Raw genomic sequence first — 23,648 nt, 5'->3', positions numbered from 1 at the left:
GCTGCTAGAGGAACGCGCCGTAGATGCGCTTGTAGTCCGCCAGCGCGTAGTCGACCTCCGCCTGCCCGAGGCCGTAGCGGGCGAGGTCGTAGCGGTGGCCGCGGGGGCGGGTGGCGAGGGCCGCGTCGAGGGCGGCCTGCTCGGCGAGCCCCCAGGGGAGTCCGAGGCGCTGGAAGAGCGCGGGGACCTCGCGGGGCGCCTCGGTGGTGAGGTGGCGGTAGGGCACGTCGTGGACGGCGTAGGCGGGGATGCGGGCGCGTTCGGTGCGGGCGCGGTCGGTGCCGGTGGCGATGAGGCCGAGCCACAGGCGGCCGATCTCGACGGGGTCGGCCTCGGTGGTGTTGACGGCCATGGCGGTCTCGGTCATGGAGCACAGTGACGCGAGGGCGTCGGCGGGTTCGCGGTGGGGCCAGACGATCTGGGCGTCGGGGAAGGTCTTCATGAGGGGCCCGAGGCTCCAGAGGTGGGCGGGGGCGCGCAGGACCCAGCGCTGGCGGGGGCTGCCGTGCTGGAGGACCTGGAGGGTCTGCTTGAGGTAGCGGTAGTCGGGGGCGGCGTCGCGGTCGAGCATCCACTGGACGTAGCCGGGCGGGTGGATGCGCACGAGGTGGCCGATGCCGTGCGGGAGGACCCAGACGCAGGAGTCGGGCTTGTCGGGGTGCATGTCGTAGAGGGCGCCGAAGGTGGGGACGGCCTTGTGCATGGCGTCGACGGTGCGTTCGGTGCGGCGGCGGTGGTCGGGGGCGCCCGGGAGGTCGGGGTGCATGAGCTGGTGGAGCAGGGGCGCGCGGTGGGCGGCGGGGGCGGCGAGGAGCCGCTGGAGCAGGGTGGTGCCGGTGCGGGGGACGCCGGTGACGACGATGGGGCGGTCGATGCGCTCGTCGGCGATCTCGGGGTTGAGGGCGTGGAGCTTGCGGATGCGCAGGCGGTTCTCCAGGCGGTCGGTGACCTCCTGGATCGCGCCGAGCCAGCCGACGGGGGTGAGTCCGGGGACTTCGGCGTAGGCGTGGAGGAGGGTGCGCATGTCGTCGGTGAACTCGTCGTCGCCGCGGGCGGTGGAGCCGGTGCGGTGCTCGGCGTCGCGGACGGCGCGTTCGATGAGGCGGTCGACCTTCTTGCGGCGTCCCGCGATGGCGGGGGTGAGGACCGTGTTGACGGCCCTGAGCCAGGGCGCGACGCGCTCCATCCGGGTTCACTCCTTTTGTGCCGCTTGTGAATTGAGGTGAGCCTACCGTCGGGTGGCGGTAGGCCCGCCCCGGGTCCTGCCTGTGCAGGTTGTCGCTGCGGTTCCTATTGCGACTCGGCCGGCTCCAGCGGGATCGCGGCGGCGAGCTGCGGCGCGAGCTCGGCGACGAAGCGGGCCGCGAGGTGGTTGGAGTCGCGGTAGACCAGGAGGTTGCCGACGACGACGGGGCAGGTGCCCTCGTCCACGTCGCACATCCACGGGATCGGGTCCACGACGCGGGCGCCCGTATCGGCTACGGCCGCTTCGGTGTCCTCGCGGCGGTCGGGTTCGATGACGGCGTCGTCCAGGTCGCCGACGCAGGTGCTGGCGTCCTGCGGGTTCTCGGCGAGGCAGTCGGGGACGTCCTCGCCGAGGTCGGGCGAGTCGGCGAGGTAGTAGACCTCGCCCGCGGACTCCTCCAGGCGCTCGACGCTGTCGACCCACCCGTCGGTCCACGCCTCGTCGGGGTCGTCGGCCATGACCTCCTTGTCGTCGTAGGTCGCGGCGACGACGGCGTCGGGCTTGACGTCGTCGAGGAGGTCGTAGACGCCGTCCTTCCACTCGGGGCACTCGGTGTACTCGCGTTCGAGCTTCGGGTCGTACTCGCGCACGTCGGGGACGGAGCAGTTGGCCTTGGTCATGGCGAGGAGCCGCCACCCGGCGGCCTCGGCGAGCTGGTTGACGGCCGGGAACCACTGGGCGGCATGGGAGTCGCCGAAGAGGACGAGGGTCTTGTCGCCGTCGGGGTCGCCGTACCAGCAGTCCTCGTCCACGTCCGGGTCGTCGCGCTCGACCACGCAGCCGTCGTCGTAGAGGGCGGGCTCGTCGAGCTTCGCGTCCTCCAGTGCGGGCGTGAGGTTCGCGGGGACGGTGTCCACGTCGGAGGACTCGTCCAGGAGGTCCCAGACGGTGGCGTCGTCGCCGGTGATCTCGGCGGCCTCCTCGTTGGAGGCCGCGGGCATCGGCTGGAGCGAGGCGAGGATCGACAGCGCGAGCGCGCCGGTGATGAGCCCGCCGCCCATGGCGAGGGCGCGCGAGGGCACCTGCACGAGGTTCTTGCGGGTGCGGATCGGGTGCTCCACGATGTGGAACGTGGCGACGGCGAGGAGGAACGCGGCGGCCATGAGCACCAGGTAGTGGCGCAGGCGCGGCTCCTCGACGCCGAGCATCGCGGGCCCGATCATGACCAGGGGCCAGTGCCACAGGTACAGGCCGTAGGAGATCTTCCCGACGTACTGCGCGGGCGCGATGCCCAGGATCATGGTGGCGCCGAAGCGGTGCGGGGCGCAGCCCGCGGCGATGACGAGGGCGGTGCCCGCGACGGGGAGGGCCGCGGCGGTGCCGGGGAACGTGGTGCGCTCGTCGATGAGGAACACGGAGGCGACGATGAGGCCCAGGCCCGCCCAGGAGCCGACGGCGGCGGCCCATGCGGGCAGGCGCTTCAGGTGCGCGGCCGCGACGGCGACTCCTCCGCCCGCGGCGAGTTCCCATGCGCGCGTGTGGATGCCGAAGTACGACCAGACCGGGTCGGGCCCGGACTGCGTGGCGCTCAGGTAGAGCGAGGCGGCGCCGATCGCGGTGAGCACCACGGCGATCGCGGCGGTGCGGCGGCGGCGCAGTTGGTCGCCGGGGGCGAAGCGCCCGCCCCAGACGCGGCGCGCGACGAGCGCGACGGCCAGGAGCAGCAGCGGCCAGAAGATGTAGAACTGCTCCTCGACGGCGAGGGACCAGAAGTGCTGCAACGGGGACGGCACCGCGTCGGCGTTGAGGTACTCGGTGCCCTCGCGGGCGAGGCGGATGTTGATGACGTTGAGCGCGGCGGCCGCGGCGTCCGTCGCGATGCCGGGGAGCCTGGTGCGCGGCAGCCAGATCCAGGCGGCCGCGAGGGTCGCGGCGAGCACGACGGCGGCGGCGGGCAGGAGGCGCACGGCGCGGCGGGCGTAGAACCCGGTGATGGAGACGCGGCCGGTGCGGTCGATCTCGCGCAGCAGCAGCGAGGTGATGAGGAAGCCGGAGATGACGAAGAAGACGTCGACGCCGACGAATCCGCCCTCCGAGTAGAAGAACCCGATGTGGGACGCGATCACCGCGCCCACGGCCAGGGCTCTCAGTCCTTCGATGTCGGGCCGCCAGTGGCTCGGCCGCGACGTGGTCGGTATGGGGGCGCCGCTTCGGGGCGTCGCCTGTTGTTCAGCGTTGGTCAGACGCATAGATCGGGTCTCCGCAATGGTTCACCGGGCAGGACGGGCCGGTCGGGCAGGACCGGCCGATGACGATGGGGGTCGGTACCGGGGACGAACGCCGACCATAGCATTCGGCCCTTACCGGTACCGACCCCCTCGAAATCGGTGAAATCAGCCTCAATCAGCTGCTCACCGTCCGTCAGATCGCTCCCGCACTGCGGGACCGCGCCTAGGGGACCCCGGGCGCTTCGGGGGTCTGCCGGAGCAGGCCCTCCTGCGTCGCGGAGGCGATGTGCAGCCCCGCGGCGTCGTAGAAGCGGCCCTGGGCCAGGCCGCGGCCGTCGGCCGCGGTCGGGGAGACCGCGTCGTACAGGGTCCACTCGTCGAAGCGGAACGGGTGGTGGAACCACAGGGCGTGGTCCAGGCTCGTCCCGAGGTACCCGCCGGGGCCCCAGACCGCGCCGTGGCGCGACAGGACCGAGTCCAGGAGCGTCAGGTCCGAGGCGTACGTCAGGACGCACACGTGGATGAGCGGGTCGTCGGGGAGCTTCCCGTCGGCCTTCATCCACACCCGCTGGTGCTCCAGGGCCGGGCGCTCTCCGGACGCGGAGAAGCCCGAGCCGCCGATGTACCGCACGTCGATCGGGCGCGGCTTGCGCGCCCAGATCCCGAGCCGCTCGGGGTGGGTCTTCAGCTGCTCGCTCAGCGGCGGGACCGAGTCCGGCCCCGGCACGTCCGCCGGGGCGTGCCCGGAGTGCTCCAGGCCCTGCTCGCCGGTGTGGAACGAGGCCGACATGAAGAAGATCGTCTGCCCGCCCTGGAGCGCCACCGTGCGGCGCACCGAGAACGAGCGGCCGTCGCGGATGTTCTCCACCTGGTAGATGATCGGCTTGGTCGAGTCGCCCGGCCGCACGAAGTACCCGTGCAGCGAGTGGACCCGCCGGTCGGCCGGGACGGTGCGCCCGGCGGCGACGAGCGCCTGCCCGGCGACCTGCCCGCCGAAGACGCGCTGGAGCCCGCCCTCGGTGCGGGGGCCGCGGAACAGGCCCGCGTCGATCGGCTCCAGGTCGAGGACGCCGAGGAGCGAGTCCACGGCGTCCTGTCCCACGAGGACTTCGACCATCTACGAGCCGATCTGGTGGACCCGGACCGTGTTGGTCGAGCCCGGCGTGCCCGCCGGGGTGCCCGCCACGATCACGACGAGGTCGCCGGGGGCGGCCAGGTGGTGCTCCTGCAGCGTCTTGTCGACGAGCTGGAACATCGCGTCGGTGTGGTCCACGTGCTCCACGAGGTACGAGTCGGTGCCCCACGAGAGCGCCATCTGGTTGCGGACCGACTCGATCGGCGTGAGGCCGTAGATCGGGCGGTTCGGCTTCAGGCGGGCGAGGCGCTTGACGGTGTCACCGGTCTGGGTGAACGCGACGAGGGCCTTCGCGCCGATCGCGTCGGCGATGTCGGCGGCGGCGTGCGTGACGGCGCCGGACTTGGTGCGCGGGTCGTGGAGCAGCTCGCGCAGGCCGATCGGGCCGCACTCGGTGGTCTCCACGATCTTCGCCATGGTGCGGACGGTGCCGATCGGGTACTTGCCGACCGAGGTCTCGCCGGAGAGCATCACGGCGTCGGTGCCGTCGAGGACGGCGTTGGCGACGTCGGAGACCTCGGCGCGGGTCGGGCGGGCGTTCTCGATCATCGAGTCGAGCATCTGCGTGGCGACGATGACCGGCTTCGCGTTCTCGCGGCAGAGGCGCACGATCTCCTTCTGCACGATCGGGACCTCGTCGAGGGGCATCTCGACGCCCAGGTCGCCGCGGGCGACCATGACGCCGTCGAAGGCCAGGACGATCTCTTCGAGGCGCGCGACGGCCTCGGGCTTCTCGACCTTCGCGATGATCGGGCGGCGCACGCCGACCTCGTCCATCACCTTGTGGCCCAGGCGGGCGTCGTCGGGCGTGCGCACGAACGACATGGCGATGAGGTCCACGCCCAGGTTCAACGCGAACTTCATGTCCGAGATGTCCTTCTCGGAGAGTGCCGGGACGCTGATGTTCACGTTCGGGAGCGACAGGCCCTTGTTGTTGGAGACCGGGCCGCCCTCGACGACCAGGCACTCGACGTCGGTGTCGTCGGCGCCGAGCACTTCGAGCGCCAGCTTGCCGTCGTCCACCAGGAGGCGGTCGCCCTTGGTGACCTCGGCCGGCAGCTTCTTGTAGGTGCAGGACACGCGGTCGTGGGTGCCGTCGACGTCGTCGGAGGTGATCTTGATGCGGTCGCCCGCGTTCCACTGCTCCGAGCCGTTGGCGAAGGTGCCCAGGCGGATCTTGGGGCCCTGCATGTCGGCGAGGATCGCGACGGGCTTCCCGGCGGCCGCGGCGGCGTCGCGGACCATCTGGTACACGGCCTCGTGGTCGGACTGGGCGCCGTGCGAGAAGTTCATGCGGGCGACGTTCATCCCCGCGTCGATCAGGCCGGCCATGCGCTCGGGCGTGGCGGTCGCAGGCCCGATGGTGCAGACGATTTTTGCTCTACGAGTCACCCTGCGATGTTATATCGGACGCTCACTCGCACTCAGGGGGTCACCGCAGTTGAGAGCTGTGATTCACCGTATGTGAATACGAAAAAAGCGTAGGCGGAATTGAGCGCAGTGCGTCAGGGGCGATTGTGCCCGAGCATATTTACTGCGCTCAATTCCGCCTATTGCACGTTATGCGGCGAGCGGTTGTGCGGAGGCCGCGACCGGCGCGGGGAGCGCCGTCTGGCCGCCGAGGTACCGGTGCGCGGCGGCGGCCGCGGCGCGGCCCTCCGCGATCGCCCACACGATGAGCGAGGCGCCGCGGTGGGCGTCCCCGGCGACGAACACGCCGGGCGCGTCCGTCTGCCAGTCCTCGCCGCAGTCGATCACGTTGCGGCGGGTGCGCTCGATGCCGAGCTGGCGCAGCAGCGGCTGCTCCTCGGTCCCGGCGAAGCCGATCGCGAGGAGCACCAGGTCCGCGGGGACGAGCCGCTCGGTGCCGGGCACCGGGACGACGTCGCGGCGGCCCTGGGACTTGTCGACGGTGACCTCCGAGAGGCGCATCTGCCGGACGTGCCCGTGCTCGTCGCCGACGAACTCGGCGGCCGCGGAGCCGTAGTTGCGCTCGCCGCCCTCCTCGTGCGCAGGGTAGTTGCGGACGATGACCGGCCAGGTCGGCCACGGGTCCTTGCCGTCGTCGCGGTCCGAGGGCGGCATCGGGTACAGGTCGAGCTGGCGGACCGAGGCCGCGCCCTGCCGGTGGGCCACGCCCAGGCAGTCCGCGCCGGTGTCGCCGCCGCCGATGATGACCACGTGCTTGCCCTTGGCGTCGATCGGCGCGAACGGGGCCTTGCCCGCCGCGACCTGGTTGGCGCCGACGAGGTGCTCCATCGCCTGGTGGATGCCCGCGAGCTCCCGGCCGGGCTGGTCGGTCTCGCGGCCTTCGAGTGCGCCGACGGCGAGCACGACCGCGTCGTGGCGCTCGCGCAGGTCCTCGGAGGTGATGTCGACGCCGACGTTCACGTCGCAGAGGAACTCCACGCCCTCCGCGCGCATCTGGGCGACGCGGCGGTCGATGTGGCGCTTCTCCAGCTTGAAGTCGGGGATGCCGTAGCGCAGGAGCCCGCCGGGGGCGTCGTCGCGCTCGTACACCGTGACCGAGTGGCCCGCGCGGGCGAGCTGCTGGGCGGCGGCCAGGCCCGCGGGGCCCGAGCCGACCACGGCCACCGACTTGCCGGTCGCGAACGCGGCCGGGCGGGGCTCGACGTTGCCGTCGTCGAAGGCCCGGTCGATGATCTCGACCTCGATGTTCTTGATGGTCACCGGGTCGTCGCCGATGCCGAGGACGCACGCGGCCTCGCACGGCGCCGGGCACAGCCGCCCGGTGAACTCCGGGAAGTTGTTCGTGGCGTGGAGCTGCTCGATCGCGGCGCCCCACCGGTCGGTGCGGGCCAGGTCGTTCCACTCGGGGATGCGGTTCCCGAGCGGGCAGCCGTTGTGGCAGAACGGGATGCCGCAGTCCATGCAGCGCGCGGCCTGGGCCGTCACGAGGTCGCCGGACGTGCGGGTGTACACCTCGCGGTTGTCGAGGATGCGCACCGGGATCGGGCGCTTCTTGGGGACCTCGCGCTGGTGCTGGAGGAATCCGCTGGGGTCAGGCATTGCCGGCCTCCGTCTGGGCTTGCTGGAGGGCGAGAACGGCCTTGTACTCGCGCGGGATGACCTTCGTAAAGCCGCTGGCGGCCTTGGGCCAGTTGCCGAGCAGCTCGGACGCGACCGCCGAGCCGGTGGCCCGGCCGTGGCGCAGCAGGAGCGAGTGGACCAGGTCGATGTCGGAGGCCGACAGCGGGTCGAGGTCCGCCAGCGCGGTGTTGGTGCGGGACTCGTCCAGGCGCCACACGTAGGCGGTGCCGCCGGACATGCCGGCCGCGAAGTTGCGGCCGGTGGGCCCGAGGACGAGGACGGTGCCGGCGGTCATGTACTCGCAGCCGTGGTCGCCCACGCCTTCGACGACGGCGACGGCGCCGGAGTTGCGGACGGCGAAGCGCTCGCCGACCTTCCCGCGGATGTACGCCTCGCCGGAGGTCGCCCCGTAGAGGAGCGTGTTCCCGGCGATGACGTTCTCCTCGGCGGCGAAGGGGGCCCCGGCGTCGGGGGTGAGCACGAGGCGCCCGCCCGAGAGGCCCTTGCCGACGTAGTCGTTGGCGTCGCCGACGAGCTTGAACGTGGCGCCGCGGGTGAGAAACGCGCCGAAGGACTGCCCGGCGGTGCCGCGGAAGGTGAGCTTCACGGTGTCGTCGGGGAGGCCCTCGCGGTGGGCGCGGGAGACGGCCGCGCCGAGGAGCGCGCCCACGGACCGGTCGGTGTTGCGGATCGGCAGGTCGGCCTCGACGCGCTCGCCCCGCTCGATCGCGGGGCGGGCGAGGTCCACGAGGGCCGCGCCGAGGGTGGCGTGGACGCCGTGGTCCTGGACGGTGGCCTGGACTCGGGGGCCCTCGACGGGCGCGGCGATGACCTTCGCGAGGTCCACGCGGGCGGCCTTGCGGCCGGGCGCGGGGAGCTGCTTGAGGCGCTCGACGTCGCCGATGGCCTCGTCCAGCGAGCGGTAGCCGAGGTCAGCGAGGATCTCGCGGACCTCTTCGGCGATGTAGCGGAAGAAGTTCTCCACGAACTCCGGCTCGCCGGTGTACCGCTTGCGCAGGACGGGGTCCTGGGTGGCGACGCCGACGGGACACGTGTCGAGGTGGCAGACGCGCATCATGACGCAGCCGGTGACGACGAGCGGGGCGGTGGCGAAGCCGAAGCCCTCGGCGCCGAGGAGCGCGGCGACGACGACGTCGCGGCCGGTCTTCATGGCGCCGTCGACTTCGAGGCGGATGCGGTCGCGCAGGCCGTTGCGGACGAGGGTCTGCTGGGCCTCGGCGAGGCCGATCTCCCACGGGGTGCCCGCGTGCTTGATCGAGTTCGCCGGGGACGCGCCGGTGCCGCCGTCGTAGCCGGAGATGAGGATGGTGTCGGCCTTGGCCTTGGAGACGCCCGCGGCGACGGTGCCGACGCCGACCTCGGACACGAGCTTCACGTGGACCTCGGCGTCGCCGCCTCCGGCGTGCTTGAGGTCGTGGATGAGCTGCGCGAGGTCCTCGATGGAGTAGATGTCGTGGTGCGGGGGCGGGCTGATGAGGCCCACGCCGGGGGTCGAGTTGCGGGTCTTGGCGATCCACGGGTGGACCTTGTTGCCCTGGAGCTGGCCGCCCTCGCCGGGCTTGGCGCCCTGGGCCATCTTGATCTGGATGGCGTCGGCGGTGGCGAGGTACTCGGAGGTGACGCCGAAGCGGCCGGAGGCGACCTGCTTGATCGCGGAGCGCCGCTCGGGGTCGTAGAGGCGGTCGACGTCCTCGCCGCCCTCGCCGGAGTTGGAGCGGCCGCCGAGGCGGTTCATGGCGATCGCGAGGGTCTCGTGCGACTCGATGGAGAGCGCGCCGTAGGACATCGCGCCGGTGTGGAACCGCTTGACGATGGTCTCGACGGGCTCGACCTCGTCGAGCGGGACGGCTTCTCGCGTGTCGTGGAAGCCGAGCATCCCGCGCAGGAGCCCGGAGTCGGCGGCGATGGCGTTGACCTTGTCGGTGTAGCGCTTGAACACCTCGTACTGGCCCGAGCGGGTGGCGTGCTGGAGCAGGAACACCGTCTCGGGGTTGAACAGGTGCACCTCGCCTTCGCGGCGCCACTGGTAGTCGCCGCCCGGGGGCAGCGGCTCGGAGATCTCGATCTTGCGCTCGTAGGCGGCGCGGTGGCGCTCGGCGACCTCTTTGGCGAGGGTCTGGAGGCCGATGCCGCCGATGGAGGAGTCGGTGCCGGTGAAGTAGCGGTCCACGAAGTCGGTGTCGAGGCCGACCGCCTCGAAGATCTGCGCGCCGGTGTAGGACGCGATCGTGGAGATGCCGATCTTGGACATCACCTTGAGCACGCCGTTGCACAGGCCGTTGATGTAGTTCTCGACGGCCTGGGCGGGTTCGACGTCGACGACGCCCTGGGCGGCCAGTTCCTGGACGGAGTCGAAGGCCAGGTACGGGTTGATCGCGGCGGCGCCGTAGCCGAGGAGGACCGCGGCGTGGTGGACCTCGCGGCAGTCGCCGGTCTCGACCAGGAGCGCGACCTTGGTGCGGGTCTGCTCGCGGACGAGGTGCTGGTGCACGGCGGCGGTGAGCAGGAGCGAGGGGATCGGGGCGAGGTCGGCGGTGGAGTCGCGGTCGGAGAGCACGAGGATGCGCACGCCGTCCTCGATGGCCTCGGAGACGTGGCGGCAGATCTCGACCAGGCGGTCCTTCATGCCGCGGGCGCCGTGGCGGGCCTTGTAGAGCCCGGAGACGCGCACGGCCTGGAAGCCGGGCATGTCGCCGTCCTCGTCGATGTGGAGGATCTTCGAGAGCTCCTCGTTGGAGAGGATCGGGCGCGCGAGCTCGATCTGGCGGCACGAGTGCGGGCCGGGTTCGAGCAGGTTCCCCTCGGGGCCGACCGTGGTGCCGAGCGCGGTGACGAGCTTTTCGCGGATGGCGTCGAGCGGCGGGTTGGTGACCTGCGCGAACAGCTGCGTGAAGTAGTCGAACAGGAGCTTGGAGCGCTTGGAGAGCCCGGCGATGGGCGTGTCGGAGCCCATCGACACCAGCGGCTCGGCGCCGGTGGCCGCCATGGGGGCGATGAGGAGGCGGAGCTCTTCGTCGGTGTAGCCGAAGGTCAACTGGCGGCGGCGCACGGTCTCGCGGTCGTAGGTGCGCGGCTTGCGCTCGGGCAGCTCTTCGAGGCGGATGAGCCCGGCGTGGAGCCAGTCCCCGTAGGGGTGCTCCTTCGCGAGCGAGTCCTTGACCTCTTCGTCGTCGACGATGCGGCCGGCCTCGGTGTCCACGAGGAACATGCGGCCCGGCTCCAGGCGGCCCTTGGCGGCGACCTTCGCGGGGTCGATGTCGACGACCCCGGACTCGGAGGCGAGGACGACGAGGTCGTCGGTGGTGCGCCACCAGCGGGCGGGGCGCAGGCCGTTGCGGTCGAGCACCGCGCCGATCTGCACGCCGTCGGTGAAGCAGACCGCGGCCGGGCCGTCCCACGGCTCCATGATGGACGCGTGGTAGCGGTAGAAGTCGCGGCGCTTGGGGTCCATGGTGGCGTTGTGCTCCCACGCCTCCGGGACCATCATGAGCATCGCGTGCGGCAGGCTGCGCCCGCCGAGGTGCAGCAGCTCCACGACCTCGTCGAAGTTGAGGGAGTCGGAGCCGCCGGGCGTGTTGATCGGGAACAGGCGGCGCAGGCGGCCGGGCAGCGCCGCGGTCGCGAGGTCGGCCTGGCGGGCGGTCATCCAGTTGCGGTTGCCGCGGATCGTGTTGATCTCGCCGTTGTGGGCGACCATCCGGAACGGGTGGGCGAGCGGCCACGACGGGAACGTGTTCGTGGAGAACCGGGAGTGGACGAGCACGATCGCGGAGGTCAGGCGCTCGTCGGCGAGCTCGGGGTAGAACTGCGGGACCTGCGCGGGGGTGAGCATCCCCTTGTACACGACGGTGCGGCCGGAGAGGCTGACGATCGCGGCGCCGTCGAGCTGGCGCTCGCGCATCTCGCGCTCGGCCTGCTTGCGGACGCAGAACGCGAGCCGGTCCAGCTCGATCCCGGAGGCGGCGGCGTCCTCGGCGGCGAGGAACACCTGGGAGACGCGGGGCTTGGAGGCGAGGGCGGCGGCGCCCAGGCCGGAGCCGTCGGTGGGCACGTCGCGCCAGCCGAGGACGCGGCAGCCCTCGGCCACGGCGTACTTCTCGACGATCGCGCGGGCGCGGAGGGTGGCGTCGTCGTCCTCGGGGGTGAAGACGAGCCCGGCGGCGTAGTGGCCGGCCTCGGGGAGGGGGAAGTCGACCGTGTCGCGGTAGAAGGCGTCCGGGATCTGGAGCATGATGCCCGCGCCGTCGCCCGAGTCCGGGTCGGGGGCGGTGGCACCGCGGTGCTCCATGCGCACGAGCGCGGAGAGCCCGCGCTCGATGACGTCGTGCGCGGCCCTGCCTTGCATGTCCGCGACGAAGGCGACGCCGCAGGCGTCGTGTTCCCAGGCGGGGCGGTAAAGACCGGGCTCAGAGTTCAGGGCAGAACGCAACCTTGGCCTCCTTCGTCGTCGAGCGCTCGCAGCAGGTGGGGGCGCTGGAGCACAGCGGTGTTTCATACGGGACGACGTCGGCCCGAGAGAATGCAAAGTGTCAGACGAGTGTAATGCATCGCTCATCTGTCAGACACCATCGTCCTACGATCCGAGCAGGTCGGGCCGTTTTTCTGAACGAACCCTCAGGCGGGCTCCCGAGTAGTGCGCAACCTTCGCGTAATGGGGGTGTAACAGCACCTCCACCCGAGGCCGGGCCGTGCGGACCGGTGGACGCGGGTGGTTAGAGTGATCCCATATCGCACGGTGCCCATCCCGTGCAGCCACCCCCTCGACCAGAGTACGTTCGCAAGGAGTCTTCTTCCAATGACCTATCCCCCGCCCCCTGGCTACGGACAGCAGCCGCAGCAGCCGGGCTACCCGCAGCAGCAGCCGGGCGGGTACGCCCCTCAGCCGCAGCAGCCCGGCTACGGGCAGCCGTCCCAGCCCCAGTACGGGCAGACCCAGCCTCCCGGCTTCGGCCAGCAGCCCGGCTACCCGCCGCCTCCCGGAACGCCCGGCGGCCCCTACGGCGCCCCGCCGCCCATGCCGCCGTCCGGCGGCGGCGGTGGCGGCGGCCTCGTGTGGAAGATCCTGGCGCCCATCGCGGTCGTCCTCATCATCGGCGTGATCTTCATCGTCCGGCTGGTCGCGAACGACGGCGACGCGGGCAACGCGCTCGACGACCTGACCGACTCCGACTCCTCGACGTCGGTCGCCGAAGGCGACTGCCTCATCGAGGACCTCAACGCGTCCACCACCTCCGAGGACCCGACCGCGGAGCTCACCGCCGAGTGCGACGCGGCCGAGTCGTACTGGACCGTCAACAAGGTCGTGGACGACCCCGACCTGCGCGCCGACTCCCTCGGCGAGCTGGAGGACTACGCGGGCGTCGAGGCCGAGTGCGGCGCCGTGGCGCTGCGCGGCGCCTTCGGCGAGGTCTGGCAGTCGTACTTCTACGTGTACGACTGGGACGGCGGCAAGGTCGACTACCTGCTGTGCCTGACCGCGATCGAGAAGGAGAACGCCGACGGCGCCCTCCCGGTCACCCCGAACACCGGCGACTGCACCGACGGCAGCGGACTGAAGATCGACTGCTCGGCGCCCGGCGCGCTGTACACCGTCGAAGAGGTCGAGGCGTACGACCCGCCGCTGGAGGAGTCCGCGTTCGACTCCACCACCGCGCTGGGCGGCTGTCCGAACTCGGGCTACTACGCCGCCGCCCTGTACGGCGGCGACGGGCTCATCTGGGGCGCCTACTGCTCCAGCGACAACCTGTAGCACCGCAACGACACCGAGGGCCGTCCCCGCACCGCGGGGGCGGCCCTCGCCGTTCCAGGACAGGGGCGCGCTCGCCGGGTCCGCCTATGATGGAGGGGAACCGCCCCGAGTACGGCCACCCGACGGAGAGCCGCCATGACCTACCCGCCCCCGAACCCCTACGACCCCTCGCAGCAGCAGCCGGGCTACGGCCAGCCCTCGGCGCCCCAGCACTACACGACCGACGCCGACCCGTACTCCCGCCCCGACGTGTACGGCCCCGGCACCGGCTACGGCAACCCGCCGCTCAACGTCCAGCCCGGCAGCGCCCCGCCCGGCCTCCCGTACTCCCCCGCCGCCCCCGGCTACGTCCCCGGCCAGCCCGCCGGGTACCAGCAGCCGCCCCCGCCGCCGCCCGGCCCGCCCGGCGGCGCGTTCATGGCCGGGCAGGCCGCGCCCCCGCCGCCCCGCACCGGCGGCAACACCAGGCTCATCGTCACCCTCGTCGTCGTGGTCCTCGCCGTCGCCGTCGGCGGCACCGTCCTCGCCATGAACCTCGGCAAGGACGACGGCGACCCCGTCGCCGAGGAGTCCACGAGCCAAGCGGCCGAGGAGACCACCGGCGCCGCCGTCGAGGAGACCAGCGAGGAGCCCACCGACGCCGCGACCAGCGCGGGCGAGTCCGACTACCGCGTGCCCGTCGAAGGCGAGTGCATCGAGAACGTCACCACCGGGTTCTACGTCGTCGACTGCGAGGGCGAGACCGCCTACTGGTACGTCGTGCACATCGTCCAGGCCCCCGCCGACGCCGACCCGAGCGACCCGACCCACGCCGTGGCCGCCGCCGACGCCTGCGAGGGCTACGAGTGGACCCAGTACTACTACACGGACACCGCGATCGCCGCGGGCCGCGACTGGGACCCCGACATCGACTCGATCACCGCGCTCTACTGCGTCCGCGAGGTCGGATAGCCCACGGCCCCAACGAGGCCGCCGCACCGCGCGGGCGGAGCTAGGATCGGGCCATGACCCTGACCCTGGACGACGTCGACCGCTTCGAGGCCGCCAGGCCGCGCCTGGCGGCCATCGCCTACCGGATGCTCGGCTCCGCCGCCGAGGCCGAGGACGCCGTCCAGGAGGCGTTCCTGCGCTGGCAGGGCGCCGAGGTCGCATCTATCGAGGTCCCCGAGGCGTGGCTGACGAAGGTCCTCACGAACCTGTGCCTGAACCAGCTCACCTCGGCGCGGGCGCGGCGCGAGACGTACGTCGGCGAGTGGCTGCCCGAGCCGGTCCTCGGCGGCGACCCGATACTGGGCCCGGCCGACACGGCCGAGCAGCGCGAGTCCGTCTCGTACGCGGTCATGACGCTCATGGAGCGCCTGTCCCCCAACGAGCGCGCCGTCTACGTGCTGCGCGAGGCGTTCGACTACCCGCACCGCGAGATCGCCGCGATCCTCGACATCACCGAGGCGGGCAGCCAGCAGATCTTCCACCGCGCCAAGAAGCACGTCGCCGACGGGCGCGCCCGCACCGAGATCGACCGGGCGGCCGCGCGCCGCATCGTGGAGGAGTTCCTCGCGGCGGCCACCGGCGGCTCGGTCGAGCCGCTGCTGGAGCTGCTCACCGACGACTCGATCGCGATCGGCGACGGCGGCGGGAAGGTCCCGGCCCGCGCGAAGGCGTTCGAGGGCGCGACCGCGGTCGCGAAGTTCCTGTGGGGCATGTTCCGGCCCGCCGCGGTCAAGCGCGACATGATCGGCGGCACCGCCGACCTGTACTCGTGGCCCGTCAACGGAGAACCGGGCCTCGTCGCGGTCGTCGGCGACAAGGTCGTCGGGATCATGGCGGTCGAGATCTCGGCGGACGGCGTCGCCGCGTGCCGCACCCAGGTCAACCCCGACAAGCTCGAACGCGCGACGGCGCTGTGGGCGACGCTCGACCACGGGGAGCCCCTGGTCGAGCAGGCGTTCTGACCTGCCCTCACGTCATGTGACGTGCTTCACTCCTCGTTCCTGTCAGCAATCGCGGGCCCGTCCGGTTCAGGTCGCGAACACGAAGCAGACAGGAGCAAGCCCATGCAGCACCGCATCATCGTCCTCGGCGCCGGATACACCGGCGCGTTCGCCGCCGGCCGCCTCGCGCGGCGGCTGCACGCCGACGACGTCGCCGTCACGCTCGTCAACGCCGAGCCCGACTTCGTCGAGCGCGTCCGCAACCACCAGCTGGCCGCGGGCCAGGACCTCAAGCCGCGCCCGTTCGCGGAGATGTTCGCCGGGACCGGCGTCGAACTCAAGCTCGCGAAGGTCACCGCGGTGGACGCCGACGCGAAGACCGTCGCGGTCACCGGCGCGGACGGCGCCGAGACCCTCGCCTACGACACGCTCGTCTACGCCCTCGGCAGCGGCTGGACCGACCACGGCGTCACCGGCGCCGCCGAGCACGCCCACGAGATCGCGAGCCGCCCCGGCGCGCTCAAGCTGCGGGACCGCCTGGCCCGCATGGACGCCGGGCAGACGGTCACGATCGTCGGCGGCGGCCTCACCGGGATCGAGGCGGCCACCGAGTTCGCCGAGGCGCGCCCCGACCTGGATGTCGCGATCATCGCCCGCCGCGATCTCGGCGACTGGGTCTCCCCCAAGGCCCAGGCGCACCTGCGGAAGGTCTTCGCGAAGCTCGGCATCCGCGTCCACGAGCACACCGACGTCGCCGAAGTGCGCGACGGCGAGATCGTCACCGCCGACGGGACGCGGATCGCCAGCGCGGCGACCGTGTGGACCACCGGGTTCGCGGTCCACCCGATCGCGGCCGCCACGACCATGGAGACCACCGACCGCGGCCAGATCGTCGTGGACGGCGACATGGCCTCCGTGTCGCACCCGGACGTGTTCGCCGTCGGCGACGCGGGCTACGCGATCGGCGACGCCGGGAAGCCGCTGCGCATGTCGTGCGCCTCGGGCATCCCGATGGCCCAGACCGCGGCCGACGCGATCACGACCCGCCTCACCGGCGCGAAGGCCGGGAAGGTGCCGCTGGGGTACTTCAACCAGTGCATCAGCCTGGGCCGCAGCGAGGGCCTGATCCAGTACGTGCACGCCGACGACCGCACCCGCACGGTCTCCCTCCGCGGCCGGTTCGCCGCCCGCTACAAGGAGATCATCTGCAAAGGCGCCGCCTGGGGCGTCGCCAACCCGACCTACGGGATGCCCGTGCGCCGCCGCCGCGTCGCGAAGGCCGCCGAGCACACCGGTACCGCCGTCAAAGCCCTCGCTTAAGTCCCTCCCCAAGGGCCCGGGCGACACCCCGTCCGGGCCCGCTCCCCCACGCGCACAATGCAAAGGAAGATCGTCATGAGCAAGGTCTGGTTCATCACCGGTTCGTCCCGCGGCCTCGGCCGGGAGTTCGCCGAAGCCGCCCTGGGCCGCGGGGACCGCGTCGCGGCCACCGCGCGGAGCACTGAGGGCTTCGGCGAGCTGGCCGAGAAGTACGGCGACGCGGTCCTGCCGCTCGCCGTGGACGTCACCGACAAGGCCGCGGTGGACGCGGCCGTCGAAGCGGCAGTCGCGCACTTCGGCCGCATCGACGTGGTCGTCAACAACGCCGGGTACGCGCAGGTCGGCGCCGTCGAGGAGCTGTCCGAGTCGGAGCTGCGCGGCGAGATGGAGACCAACTTCTACGGCGCCGTGTGGGTCGTCCAGGCGGTCCTCCCCCACCTGCGGGCGCAGGGCTCGGGCCACATCGTGCAGCTCTCTTCGGCGGCGGGCCTCATCGCGATGCCGCTCGGCGGCGCCTACCACGCGTCCAAGTGGGCATTGGAGGGTCTGAACGAGGCGCTCGCGGGCGAGGTCGCACCGTTCGGGATCAAGGTGACCATCGTCGAGCCCGGCGGGTTCGCCACCCGCAAGGGCAAGAACCCGGACCCGCTCGACAACGGCCACATGGCCGCCGCGCACCCCGCGTACGTGCCGCTGCGCGAGCGGCTCGCCGAGGCGGTCAAGGGCCAGCCCGCGGGCGACCCGGCCGCGTCGGCGCGGGCGATGCTGAAACTGGTCGACCTGGAGCGGCCGCCGCTGCGCGTCCTGTGGGGCCTGGGCTTCCACCCGATGCTCAAGCAGGCGTACGCGGCCCGGCTCCAGGGCTGGGAGGAGTGGCAGGAGTTGTCGCTGGAGGCACAGGGCGAGCTGTCGGTCTGAGGGCGTTGAAAAGCGGGCGCCCCGAGGGGCGCCCGCTTTCGCGTGCTTATTCGGCGGTGATCCGCGGGTGGAGGTCCTCCGCCGGGGGGTTCCAGGTGTCGAGGTCGACGGTGGCCTGGTCGCCGGAGCGGATGTCCTTGATCTGGGTGCCCTCGTCGTTGGTGAAGAGCACGAACGGGATGCCGCGCTTGTCGGCGAACTTGATCTGCTTGCCGAACTTCGCGGCCGAGGGCGAGACCTGCACGGGGATGCCGCGGGCGCGGAGGCGCTGGGCGATCGCGTTCGAGGCGGGCCGGTCGTCCTCGTGGTTGAGGGCGACGAGGACGCATGTGGGGACCTCGCGGGTCGCGTCGATCTTCCCGGCCTGGAGCAGGGGCACCAGGAGGCGGGAGACGCCGATCGACAGGCCCACGCCGGGGTACGTGTTCTTGCCGTCGGAGGCGAGCTTGTCGTAGCGGCCGCCGGAGCAGACCGAGCCGAGGTGCTCCTCCCCTTCGATGAAGACCTCGTAGACCGTGCCGGTGTAGTAGTCGAGGCCGCGGGCGATCTTCATGTCGGCGACGACGAAGCCGGGGGCCGCGGCCGCCGCGGCGTCGACCACCGCGGCCAGCTCGGTGAGGCCCTCCTCCAGGAGCGGGTCGGTGACGCCGAGCGCGCGGATCTCGTCCACGAACGAGGAGTCCTCGGCGCTGATCGAGGCGAGCTTCAGGCACGCCTCGGCCTGCTCGGGAGTCGCGTCGACGCCGTCGATGAGGAGCTTCGCGGTCGCGTCGCGCCCGATCTTGTCGAGCTTGTCGATGATCCGCAGCGCCTCCTCGGTGTCGGCGATGCCGAGGCCCTGGTAGAAGCCCTGCGAGAGCTTGCGGTTGTTGACGTGCATGCGGACCTTGGGCAGCGGGAGGCCCTTGAGGGCGTCGGCGACGACGAGCGCCACCTCCACCTCGTAGTGGGCCGGGAGCTCGCCGAGGTCCACGATGTCGATGTCGGCCTGCCAGAACTCGCGGTACCGGCCGCCCTGCGGGCGCTCGCCGCGCCAGACCGGCTGGATCTGGTAGCGGCGGAACGGGAAGTTCAGCTTCCCGGCGTTCTCCAGCACGTACCGAGCGAACGGCACGGTCAGGTCGAAGTGCAGGCCCAGCTCGGCGTCGGAGGCGTCGCGGTCGTCGGCCTGGAGGCGGCGCAGCACGTAGACCTCCTTCGAGGTCTCGCCCTTGCGGAGCAGCTGGTCCATGGGCTCGACGGCGCGGGTCTGGAGGTTCGCGAAGCCGTGCAGCTCGAAGGCGCGGCGGAGATGGTCCACGACCTGCTGCTCGACGATCCGCTGCCGGGGCAGCAGTTCGGGGAAGCCCGAGAGCGGCTGGGGTCGTGACATGGGAGTCTCCTAGCGCGTAGTTCGATCGGAAAAGGAAGCGGGCCGTCCCTAATGGGCGGTCAGGCGCTTCAGGTACGGGTTGCGGGCGCGCTCGGCCGCGATCGTGGTGGCCGGGCCGTGCCCGGGGAGGACGACGACGCCGTCGTCGAGCGGGAGGACCTTCGTCCGCAGCGTCTCCTGCATGGCCGCGTCGGAGCCGCCGGGCAGGTCGGTGCGGCCGATCGCGCCGCGGAACAGCACGTCGCCGGTCAGCGTGTACGCGGCCTCGTCGCCGGTGGTGTGGAACATGGCCGACCCGGCGGTGTGCCCGGGCGCGTGGTCCACGGAGAACCGCATCCCCGCGAGCTCGACGGCGCCGCCGTCGGCGAGGACCTGCACGTCGTCGGGCTCGGTCCAGTCGAGGCCGGTGCCCACGAGGGCCATCATGTTCGCGCTGAAGCCCTGGGCGGGGTCGGCGAGCAGGTGGGCGTCGTCGGTGTGGATGTACGCGGGGACGTCGTTCGCGCCGCACACGGGCGTCACGGAGAACGTGTGGTCCAAGTGCCCGTGCGAGATCAGGACTGCAACCGGCTTCAGATTATCTCGCTTGAACACATCGTCGAGCCTGGCTGCGACACCGATGCCGGGGTCGACCACAACGCACTCGGAGCCGCGGCCTGAGGAGAGCACATAACAGTTCGTACCGAACGCATCGGCTACGACTGTTTCGACGAGCACTTGGCTTCCCCTTTGATAACCCCGCGTCAGCGGGGAACACGTCGTTCTGACCCATGGCCAACTGGACCACACGGGCTCATCCCCGCGCGAGCGGGGAGCGCGGCTCTCCTAGCCGACCCCGGCAGGCACGATTTTACATGCGGCATCCTGCGGTGACGCGTCTGACTTGACCCGGTTAGACTGCGGAACTCGTAACCCCCAACACAAGCGAACGTCATGAGGAGTCCAGGTGCCCGCGAAGTCCAAGCACATGGAGCAGCGCAAGCAGCGCATCGCGAACGCGAAGAAGAACGCGCGACTCGCGGGCAAGCTGCGCAGGCGGCGCCAGCTCCAGGCGCTGGGAGGGCTCCTCGCCGTCGCCGCCGTGCTGACCCTGGTGTACCTCTGGCAGGACGGGTTCTTCAAGGACGAGGAGCCCGCGGCCGAGGAGCCGACGTCCGAGATCACCGAGGACCCGCTGGCGACCGAGGTGCCGACCGACGGCACCGAGGAGACGGCCACGGCCGACCCGACGGCGGAGTCCTCCGAGACCCCGACCGACACCGAGACCGAGTAAGACCCCTAACCGCGCGAAGGAGATCCGACGGTGGCGTCGAAACAGGCTCAGCGACTGGCGGCCCGCCAGCACTTGCAGCAGCGCATGGCCGTCAAGGCCGAGGAGGAGCGCCGCAGGCGCACCGTCGCGTGGAGCGTCGGCGGCGTGGGCGCGCTCGCGGCCCTCGTGCTCCTGGCCTGGGGCGCGTTCGCGTGGCTCGGCCCCGACGACGACAAGTCCGGCGGCGACCCCGACGTGCAGCAGCTCGTGAGCGACGCGCAGGCCGCGGCCGACCGCTGCGGCGACGTCGAGCCCAGCGGCGAGGGCGCCACGGGCACCGCCACCGAGGGCCTCACCGACGGCCGCCCCGTGCAGGACGTCTACCTCGAATGCCTCCAGATGACGGCCCCGGACGCCTCCGAGACCGCCTCGTGCATGTACACCTCGATGGACGGGACCAGCCCGGTCCCGCTCGCGACCCAGCCCGCCGCCGGGTCGCAGGAGATGACCATCGTGACCAACCTCGGCGTGATCACCGCCGACATTGAGACCGCCCAGGCCCCGTGCACCGCCGGGTCCTTCACGTTCCTCGCGAAGGACGGGTACTTCGACGGCCAGCAGTGCCACCGCCTGACCACCGACGGCATCTGGGTCCTCCAGTGCGGCGACCCCGACGCGCGCGCCGCGATCGAGGCCGGCACGCCCGAGATGGCCGGCGCGGGCTCCCCCGGCTACCAGTACGGCGAGGAGAACACCCCGGTCGAGGACGAGGCGAACTACCCGGCCGGGACCATCGCGATGGCCAACGCGGGCGCCGGGACCACCGGCAGCCAGTTCTTCATCGTCTACGAGGACACGACCCTGGGCGCGGACTACACGATCCTCGGCCAGATCACCTCGGGTCTGGACATCGTCGAGCAGGTCGCGGCCGCGGGCGTCATGTAAGGGCGTTCAGGACGCGACGGCGTCCTCGACGTGACAGCGTTTTCGATGTGATCCAGTCGCGGGCGCGGTCGGGGCAGCGCAAGCCGCCCGGGCTGCGCCCCGCGGCTAGGATTAATGCGTATCGGAGCCTTGTTGAGGCTTTGAGAAGCTGAAGTGCCGTGCGATACCGAGGAGGCGTGCGTGGTGACCGAGCGAGCCGCGTCCGGCAATCCCGCTGACGCCGCGCCCACCTCGGGCGGCCCCATGGGCCCGCCGACGGGGCGCCGCATGCGGGCCCGGCTGGCGCGCTTCAACGCGCCGTGGCAGTCCTCGACCCTCCCCGAAGTCCTGGAGCCGCTCGTGGCGGCCCACCGGGCCGCGCACCCCCGCGCCGACGTGCGGCTCCTCCAGCAGGCGTACACGCGCGCCGAGCAGCTGCACAACGGGCAGTTCCGCAAGTCCGGCGACCCGTACATCACGCACCCGCTCGCGGTCGCGTCGATCCTCGCCGAGCTCGGCATGGACACGAACACGCTGGTCGCGGCCCTCCTCCACGACACCGTCGAGGACACGGACTACCAGCTTGACGAGCTCGGCGACGAGTTCGGCGGCGAGGTCGCGCTCCTGGTCGACGGCGTCACGAAGCTCGACAAGGTGAAGCTCGGCGACGCCGCGAAGGCCGAGACGATCCGCAAGATGGTCGTCGCCATGGCGAAGGACCCTCGCGTCCTCGTCATCAAGCTCGCCGACCGGCTCCACAACATGCGCACGCTGACGTTCCTGCCGCCCGAGAAGCAGGAGCAGAAAGCCCGGGAGACGCTGGAGATCCTCGCTCCCCTGGCCCACCGGCTCGGCATGAACACGATCAAGTGGGAGCTCGAAGACCTCTCGTTCGCCACGCTCTACAAGAAGCGGTACGCCGAGATCGCGCGCCTGGTCTCCGAGCACTCCCCGCAGCGGGAGATGCTCCTCCAGCAGGTCGTGGCCCAGGTCAAGGACCACCTGAAGGGCTCGCGCATCAAGGCCGAGGTCTCCGGGCGGCCGAAGCACCTGTACTCGATCTACCAGAAGATGATCGTGCGCGGCCGCGACTTCAACGACATCTACGACCTGGTGGGCCTGCGCATCCTCGTCGAGGACGAGCGGGACTGCTACGCGGCGCTCGGGGTGATCCACGCGAACTGGCAGCCGGTGCCGGGGCGCTTCAAGGACTACATCGCGATGCCCAAGTTCAACATGTACCAGTCGCTGCACACCACGGTGATCGGCCCGAACGGCAAGCCCGTCGAGATGCAGATCCGCACGTGGGCGATGCACCGCACCGCCGAGTACGGCATCGCCGCGCACTGGAAGTACAAGGAGACCAAGAACTCCACGGTCGCCGGGCCCCCCGCGCACATCGACGACATGGCGTGGCTGCGCCAGCTCCTCGACTGGCAGCGCGAGGCCGCCGACCCCTCGGAGTTCCTCGACGCGCTCCGCTTCGACCTCGCCTCCTCCGAGGCGTACGTGTTCACGCCCAAGGGCGACGTCATCGCCCTCCCCGCGGGCTCGACGCCCGTGGACTTCGCGTACGCCGTCCACACCGAGGTTGGCAACCGCTGCATCGGCGCGCAGGTCAACGGCAAGATCGTGCCGCTGGAGTCGACGCTGTCGAACGGCGACGTGGTCGAGGTGTTCACCTCGAACTCCGAGAACGCGACCCCCAGCGAGGACTGGCTCGCGTTCGTCAAGAGCCCGCGCGCGCGCACCAAGATCAAGCAGCACTTCAAGCGCGAGCGGCGCGAAGAGGCCATCGAGCTGGGCAAGGACGAGCTGACCCGCGCGATGCGCAAGCGGCGCCTGCCGCTCCAGCGGATGCTCTCGCACGACAACCTGACGTCCCTCGCGAAGGACCTCAACCTCAAGGACGTCGAGGCCCTGTACGCGGCCCTCGGCGAGCACCACATCTCCGCTTCCGGCGTCGTCCAGAAGCTCCTGGAGGTCCAGGGCGGGGCCGAGGGCGCCGCCGAGGACATGGCCGAGGCCACCGCCCCCACGCAGCCCGCGCGCATCGTCCCCGAGGCGCACGGCGACATCCACGCCGCGGTGACCGTGGCGGGGATGGAGGAGGGCGAGATGCCGGTGCGCCTCGCCCACTGCTGCAACCCGATCCCGGGCGACTCGATCATCGGCTTCGCCACCCGCTACCACGTGATCTCCGTGCACCGCAGGGACTGCGAGAACGCCGAGGAGCGCATCGAGCTTCAGCCGGACCGGGTCCTGGAGGTCCACTGGTCCCACGAGGACGACCAGGCGACGTTCGTCGCCACGGTCCAGGTCGAGGCCCTCGACCGGCACCGCCTCCTCGCGGACGTCACGCAGGTCCTGTCCGGCGAGCGGGTCTCGATCCTCTCCGCCACGGTGACCACGACCCGCGACCGGGTCGCCCTGTCGCGCTTCACGTTCGAGATGGCGAACCCGGAGCACCTCGACCACATCATCAAGGTGATCCGCAAGGTCGACGGCGTCTACGACGCCTACCGCCTCACCGGGGCCGAACGCACCTAGTCCTCGCGATA

Annotated in this window: 16 protein-coding genes; 8 read left to right on the top strand and 8 right to left on the bottom strand. The window is 71.5% G+C overall.

The features are described from left to right. Positions 1 to 4 precede the first annotated feature (4 nt). The 6 genes from AB0A65_RS09860 to gltB all read right to left on the bottom strand — a co-directional run bounded on the left by AB0A65_RS09860 (position 5) and on the right by gltB (position 12,050). Positions 5 to 1,186, bottom strand: a complete 1,182-nt coding sequence (locus tag AB0A65_RS09860) for a sulfotransferase (RefSeq protein ID WP_359949166.1) — start codon at positions 1,184 to 1,186, stop codon at positions 5 to 7. A gap of 104 nt (positions 1,187 to 1,290) precedes the next feature. Further along, on the bottom strand, positions 1,291 to 3,435 hold the full coding sequence (locus AB0A65_RS09855; protein ID WP_359949163.1) for an acyltransferase family protein: 2,145 nt from the start codon (positions 3,433 to 3,435) through the stop codon (positions 1,291 to 1,293). A gap of 202 nt (positions 3,436 to 3,637) precedes the next feature. Then, positions 3,638 to 4,531: an acyl-CoA thioesterase II gene (locus tag AB0A65_RS09850; RefSeq protein ID WP_359949160.1), complete on the bottom strand. Its 894-nt coding sequence runs from the start codon at positions 4,529 to 4,531 to the stop codon at positions 3,638 to 3,640. After that, the gene (pyk, locus tag AB0A65_RS09845) at positions 4,532 to 5,941 is read right to left on the bottom strand and encodes a pyruvate kinase (protein ID WP_359949157.1); all 1,410 of its coding nucleotides are present in this window, start codon (positions 5,939 to 5,941) and stop codon (positions 4,532 to 4,534) included. It lies immediately after the preceding gene. Between the two features lie 168 nt (positions 5,942 to 6,109). Next, on the bottom strand, positions 6,110 to 7,579 hold the full coding sequence (locus AB0A65_RS09840; RefSeq protein ID WP_359949154.1) for a glutamate synthase subunit beta: 1,470 nt from the start codon (positions 7,577 to 7,579) through the stop codon (positions 6,110 to 6,112). Beyond that, positions 7,572 to 12,050, bottom strand: a complete 4,479-nt coding sequence (gene gltB, locus AB0A65_RS09835; protein WP_359949151.1) for a glutamate synthase large subunit — start codon at positions 12,048 to 12,050, stop codon at positions 7,572 to 7,574. Before gltB ends, AB0A65_RS09840 begins: the two co-directional genes overlap by 8 nt. 366 nt (positions 12,051 to 12,416) lie before the next feature. On the opposite strand from gltB, the gene AB0A65_RS09830 reads away from it, so the two are divergent. From AB0A65_RS09830 to AB0A65_RS09810, 5 genes are all read left to right on the top strand, one after another. Further along, on the top strand, positions 12,417 to 13,370 hold the full coding sequence (locus AB0A65_RS09830; RefSeq protein ID WP_359949148.1) for a DUF1720 domain-containing protein: 954 nt from the start codon (positions 12,417 to 12,419) through the stop codon (positions 13,368 to 13,370). 135 nt (positions 13,371 to 13,505) lie between these two features. Then, entirely contained in the window at positions 13,506 to 14,321 is an 816-nt protein-coding gene (locus AB0A65_RS09825) for a hypothetical protein (RefSeq protein WP_359949145.1), read from the top strand. A gap of 53 nt (positions 14,322 to 14,374) precedes the next feature. Further along, the gene (sigJ, locus tag AB0A65_RS09820) at positions 14,375 to 15,322 is read left to right on the top strand and encodes an RNA polymerase sigma factor SigJ (RefSeq protein WP_359949142.1); all 948 of its coding nucleotides are present in this window, start codon (positions 14,375 to 14,377) and stop codon (positions 15,320 to 15,322) included. Positions 15,323 to 15,424: 102 nt separating this feature from the next. Then, positions 15,425 to 16,621, top strand: coding sequence for an FAD-dependent oxidoreductase (locus AB0A65_RS09815; protein WP_359949139.1), 1,197 nt, complete (start codon positions 15,425 to 15,427; stop codon positions 16,619 to 16,621). A gap of 75 nt (positions 16,622 to 16,696) precedes the next feature. Next, positions 16,697 to 17,539 (top strand): SDR family NAD(P)-dependent oxidoreductase, encoded by an 843-nt coding sequence (locus AB0A65_RS09810; RefSeq protein WP_359949137.1) that lies wholly within the window; start codon positions 16,697 to 16,699, stop codon positions 17,537 to 17,539. A gap of 46 nt (positions 17,540 to 17,585) precedes the next feature. Here the strand turns inward: AB0A65_RS09810 and hisS are convergent, their stop codons facing one another. Both hisS and AB0A65_RS09800 read right to left on the bottom strand, forming a co-directional pair. Further along, positions 17,586 to 18,911, bottom strand: a complete 1,326-nt coding sequence (gene hisS, locus AB0A65_RS09805) for a histidine--tRNA ligase (protein ID WP_359949134.1) — start codon at positions 18,909 to 18,911, stop codon at positions 17,586 to 17,588. 48 nt (positions 18,912 to 18,959) lie between these two features. Then, on the bottom strand, positions 18,960 to 19,628 hold the full coding sequence (locus AB0A65_RS09800) for an MBL fold metallo-hydrolase (protein WP_359949131.1): 669 nt from the start codon (positions 19,626 to 19,628) through the stop codon (positions 18,960 to 18,962). Positions 19,629 to 19,857: 229 nt separating this feature from the next. On the opposite strand from AB0A65_RS09800, the gene AB0A65_RS09795 reads away from it, so the two are divergent. The 3 genes from AB0A65_RS09795 (at position 19,858) to AB0A65_RS09785 (ending at position 23,637) form a co-directional block, all read left to right on the top strand. Then, positions 19,858 to 20,184: a hypothetical protein gene (locus AB0A65_RS09795; RefSeq protein ID WP_359949128.1), complete on the top strand. Its 327-nt coding sequence runs from the start codon at positions 19,858 to 19,860 to the stop codon at positions 20,182 to 20,184. A gap of 30 nt (positions 20,185 to 20,214) precedes the next feature. Beyond that, a complete protein-coding gene (locus AB0A65_RS09790; protein WP_359949125.1) occupies positions 20,215 to 21,108 on the top strand; it encodes a peptidylprolyl isomerase in 894 nt (297 codons plus the stop codon). 180 nt (positions 21,109 to 21,288) lie between these two features. Continuing rightward, positions 21,289 to 23,637 (top strand): bifunctional (p)ppGpp synthetase/guanosine-3',5'-bis(diphosphate) 3'-pyrophosphohydrolase, encoded by a 2,349-nt coding sequence (locus tag AB0A65_RS09785; protein ID WP_359949122.1) that lies wholly within the window; start codon positions 21,289 to 21,291, stop codon positions 23,635 to 23,637. Positions 23,638 to 23,648 lie beyond the last annotated feature (11 nt).

The organism is Glycomyces sp. NPDC047010, from assembly GCF_040644205.1.
Lineage (GTDB): Bacteria > Actinomycetota > Actinomycetes > Mycobacteriales > Micromonosporaceae > Glycomyces.
The sequence above is the reverse complement of the archived record's forward strand: the minus strand, read 5'-3'. Positions and strand labels throughout refer to the sequence as shown.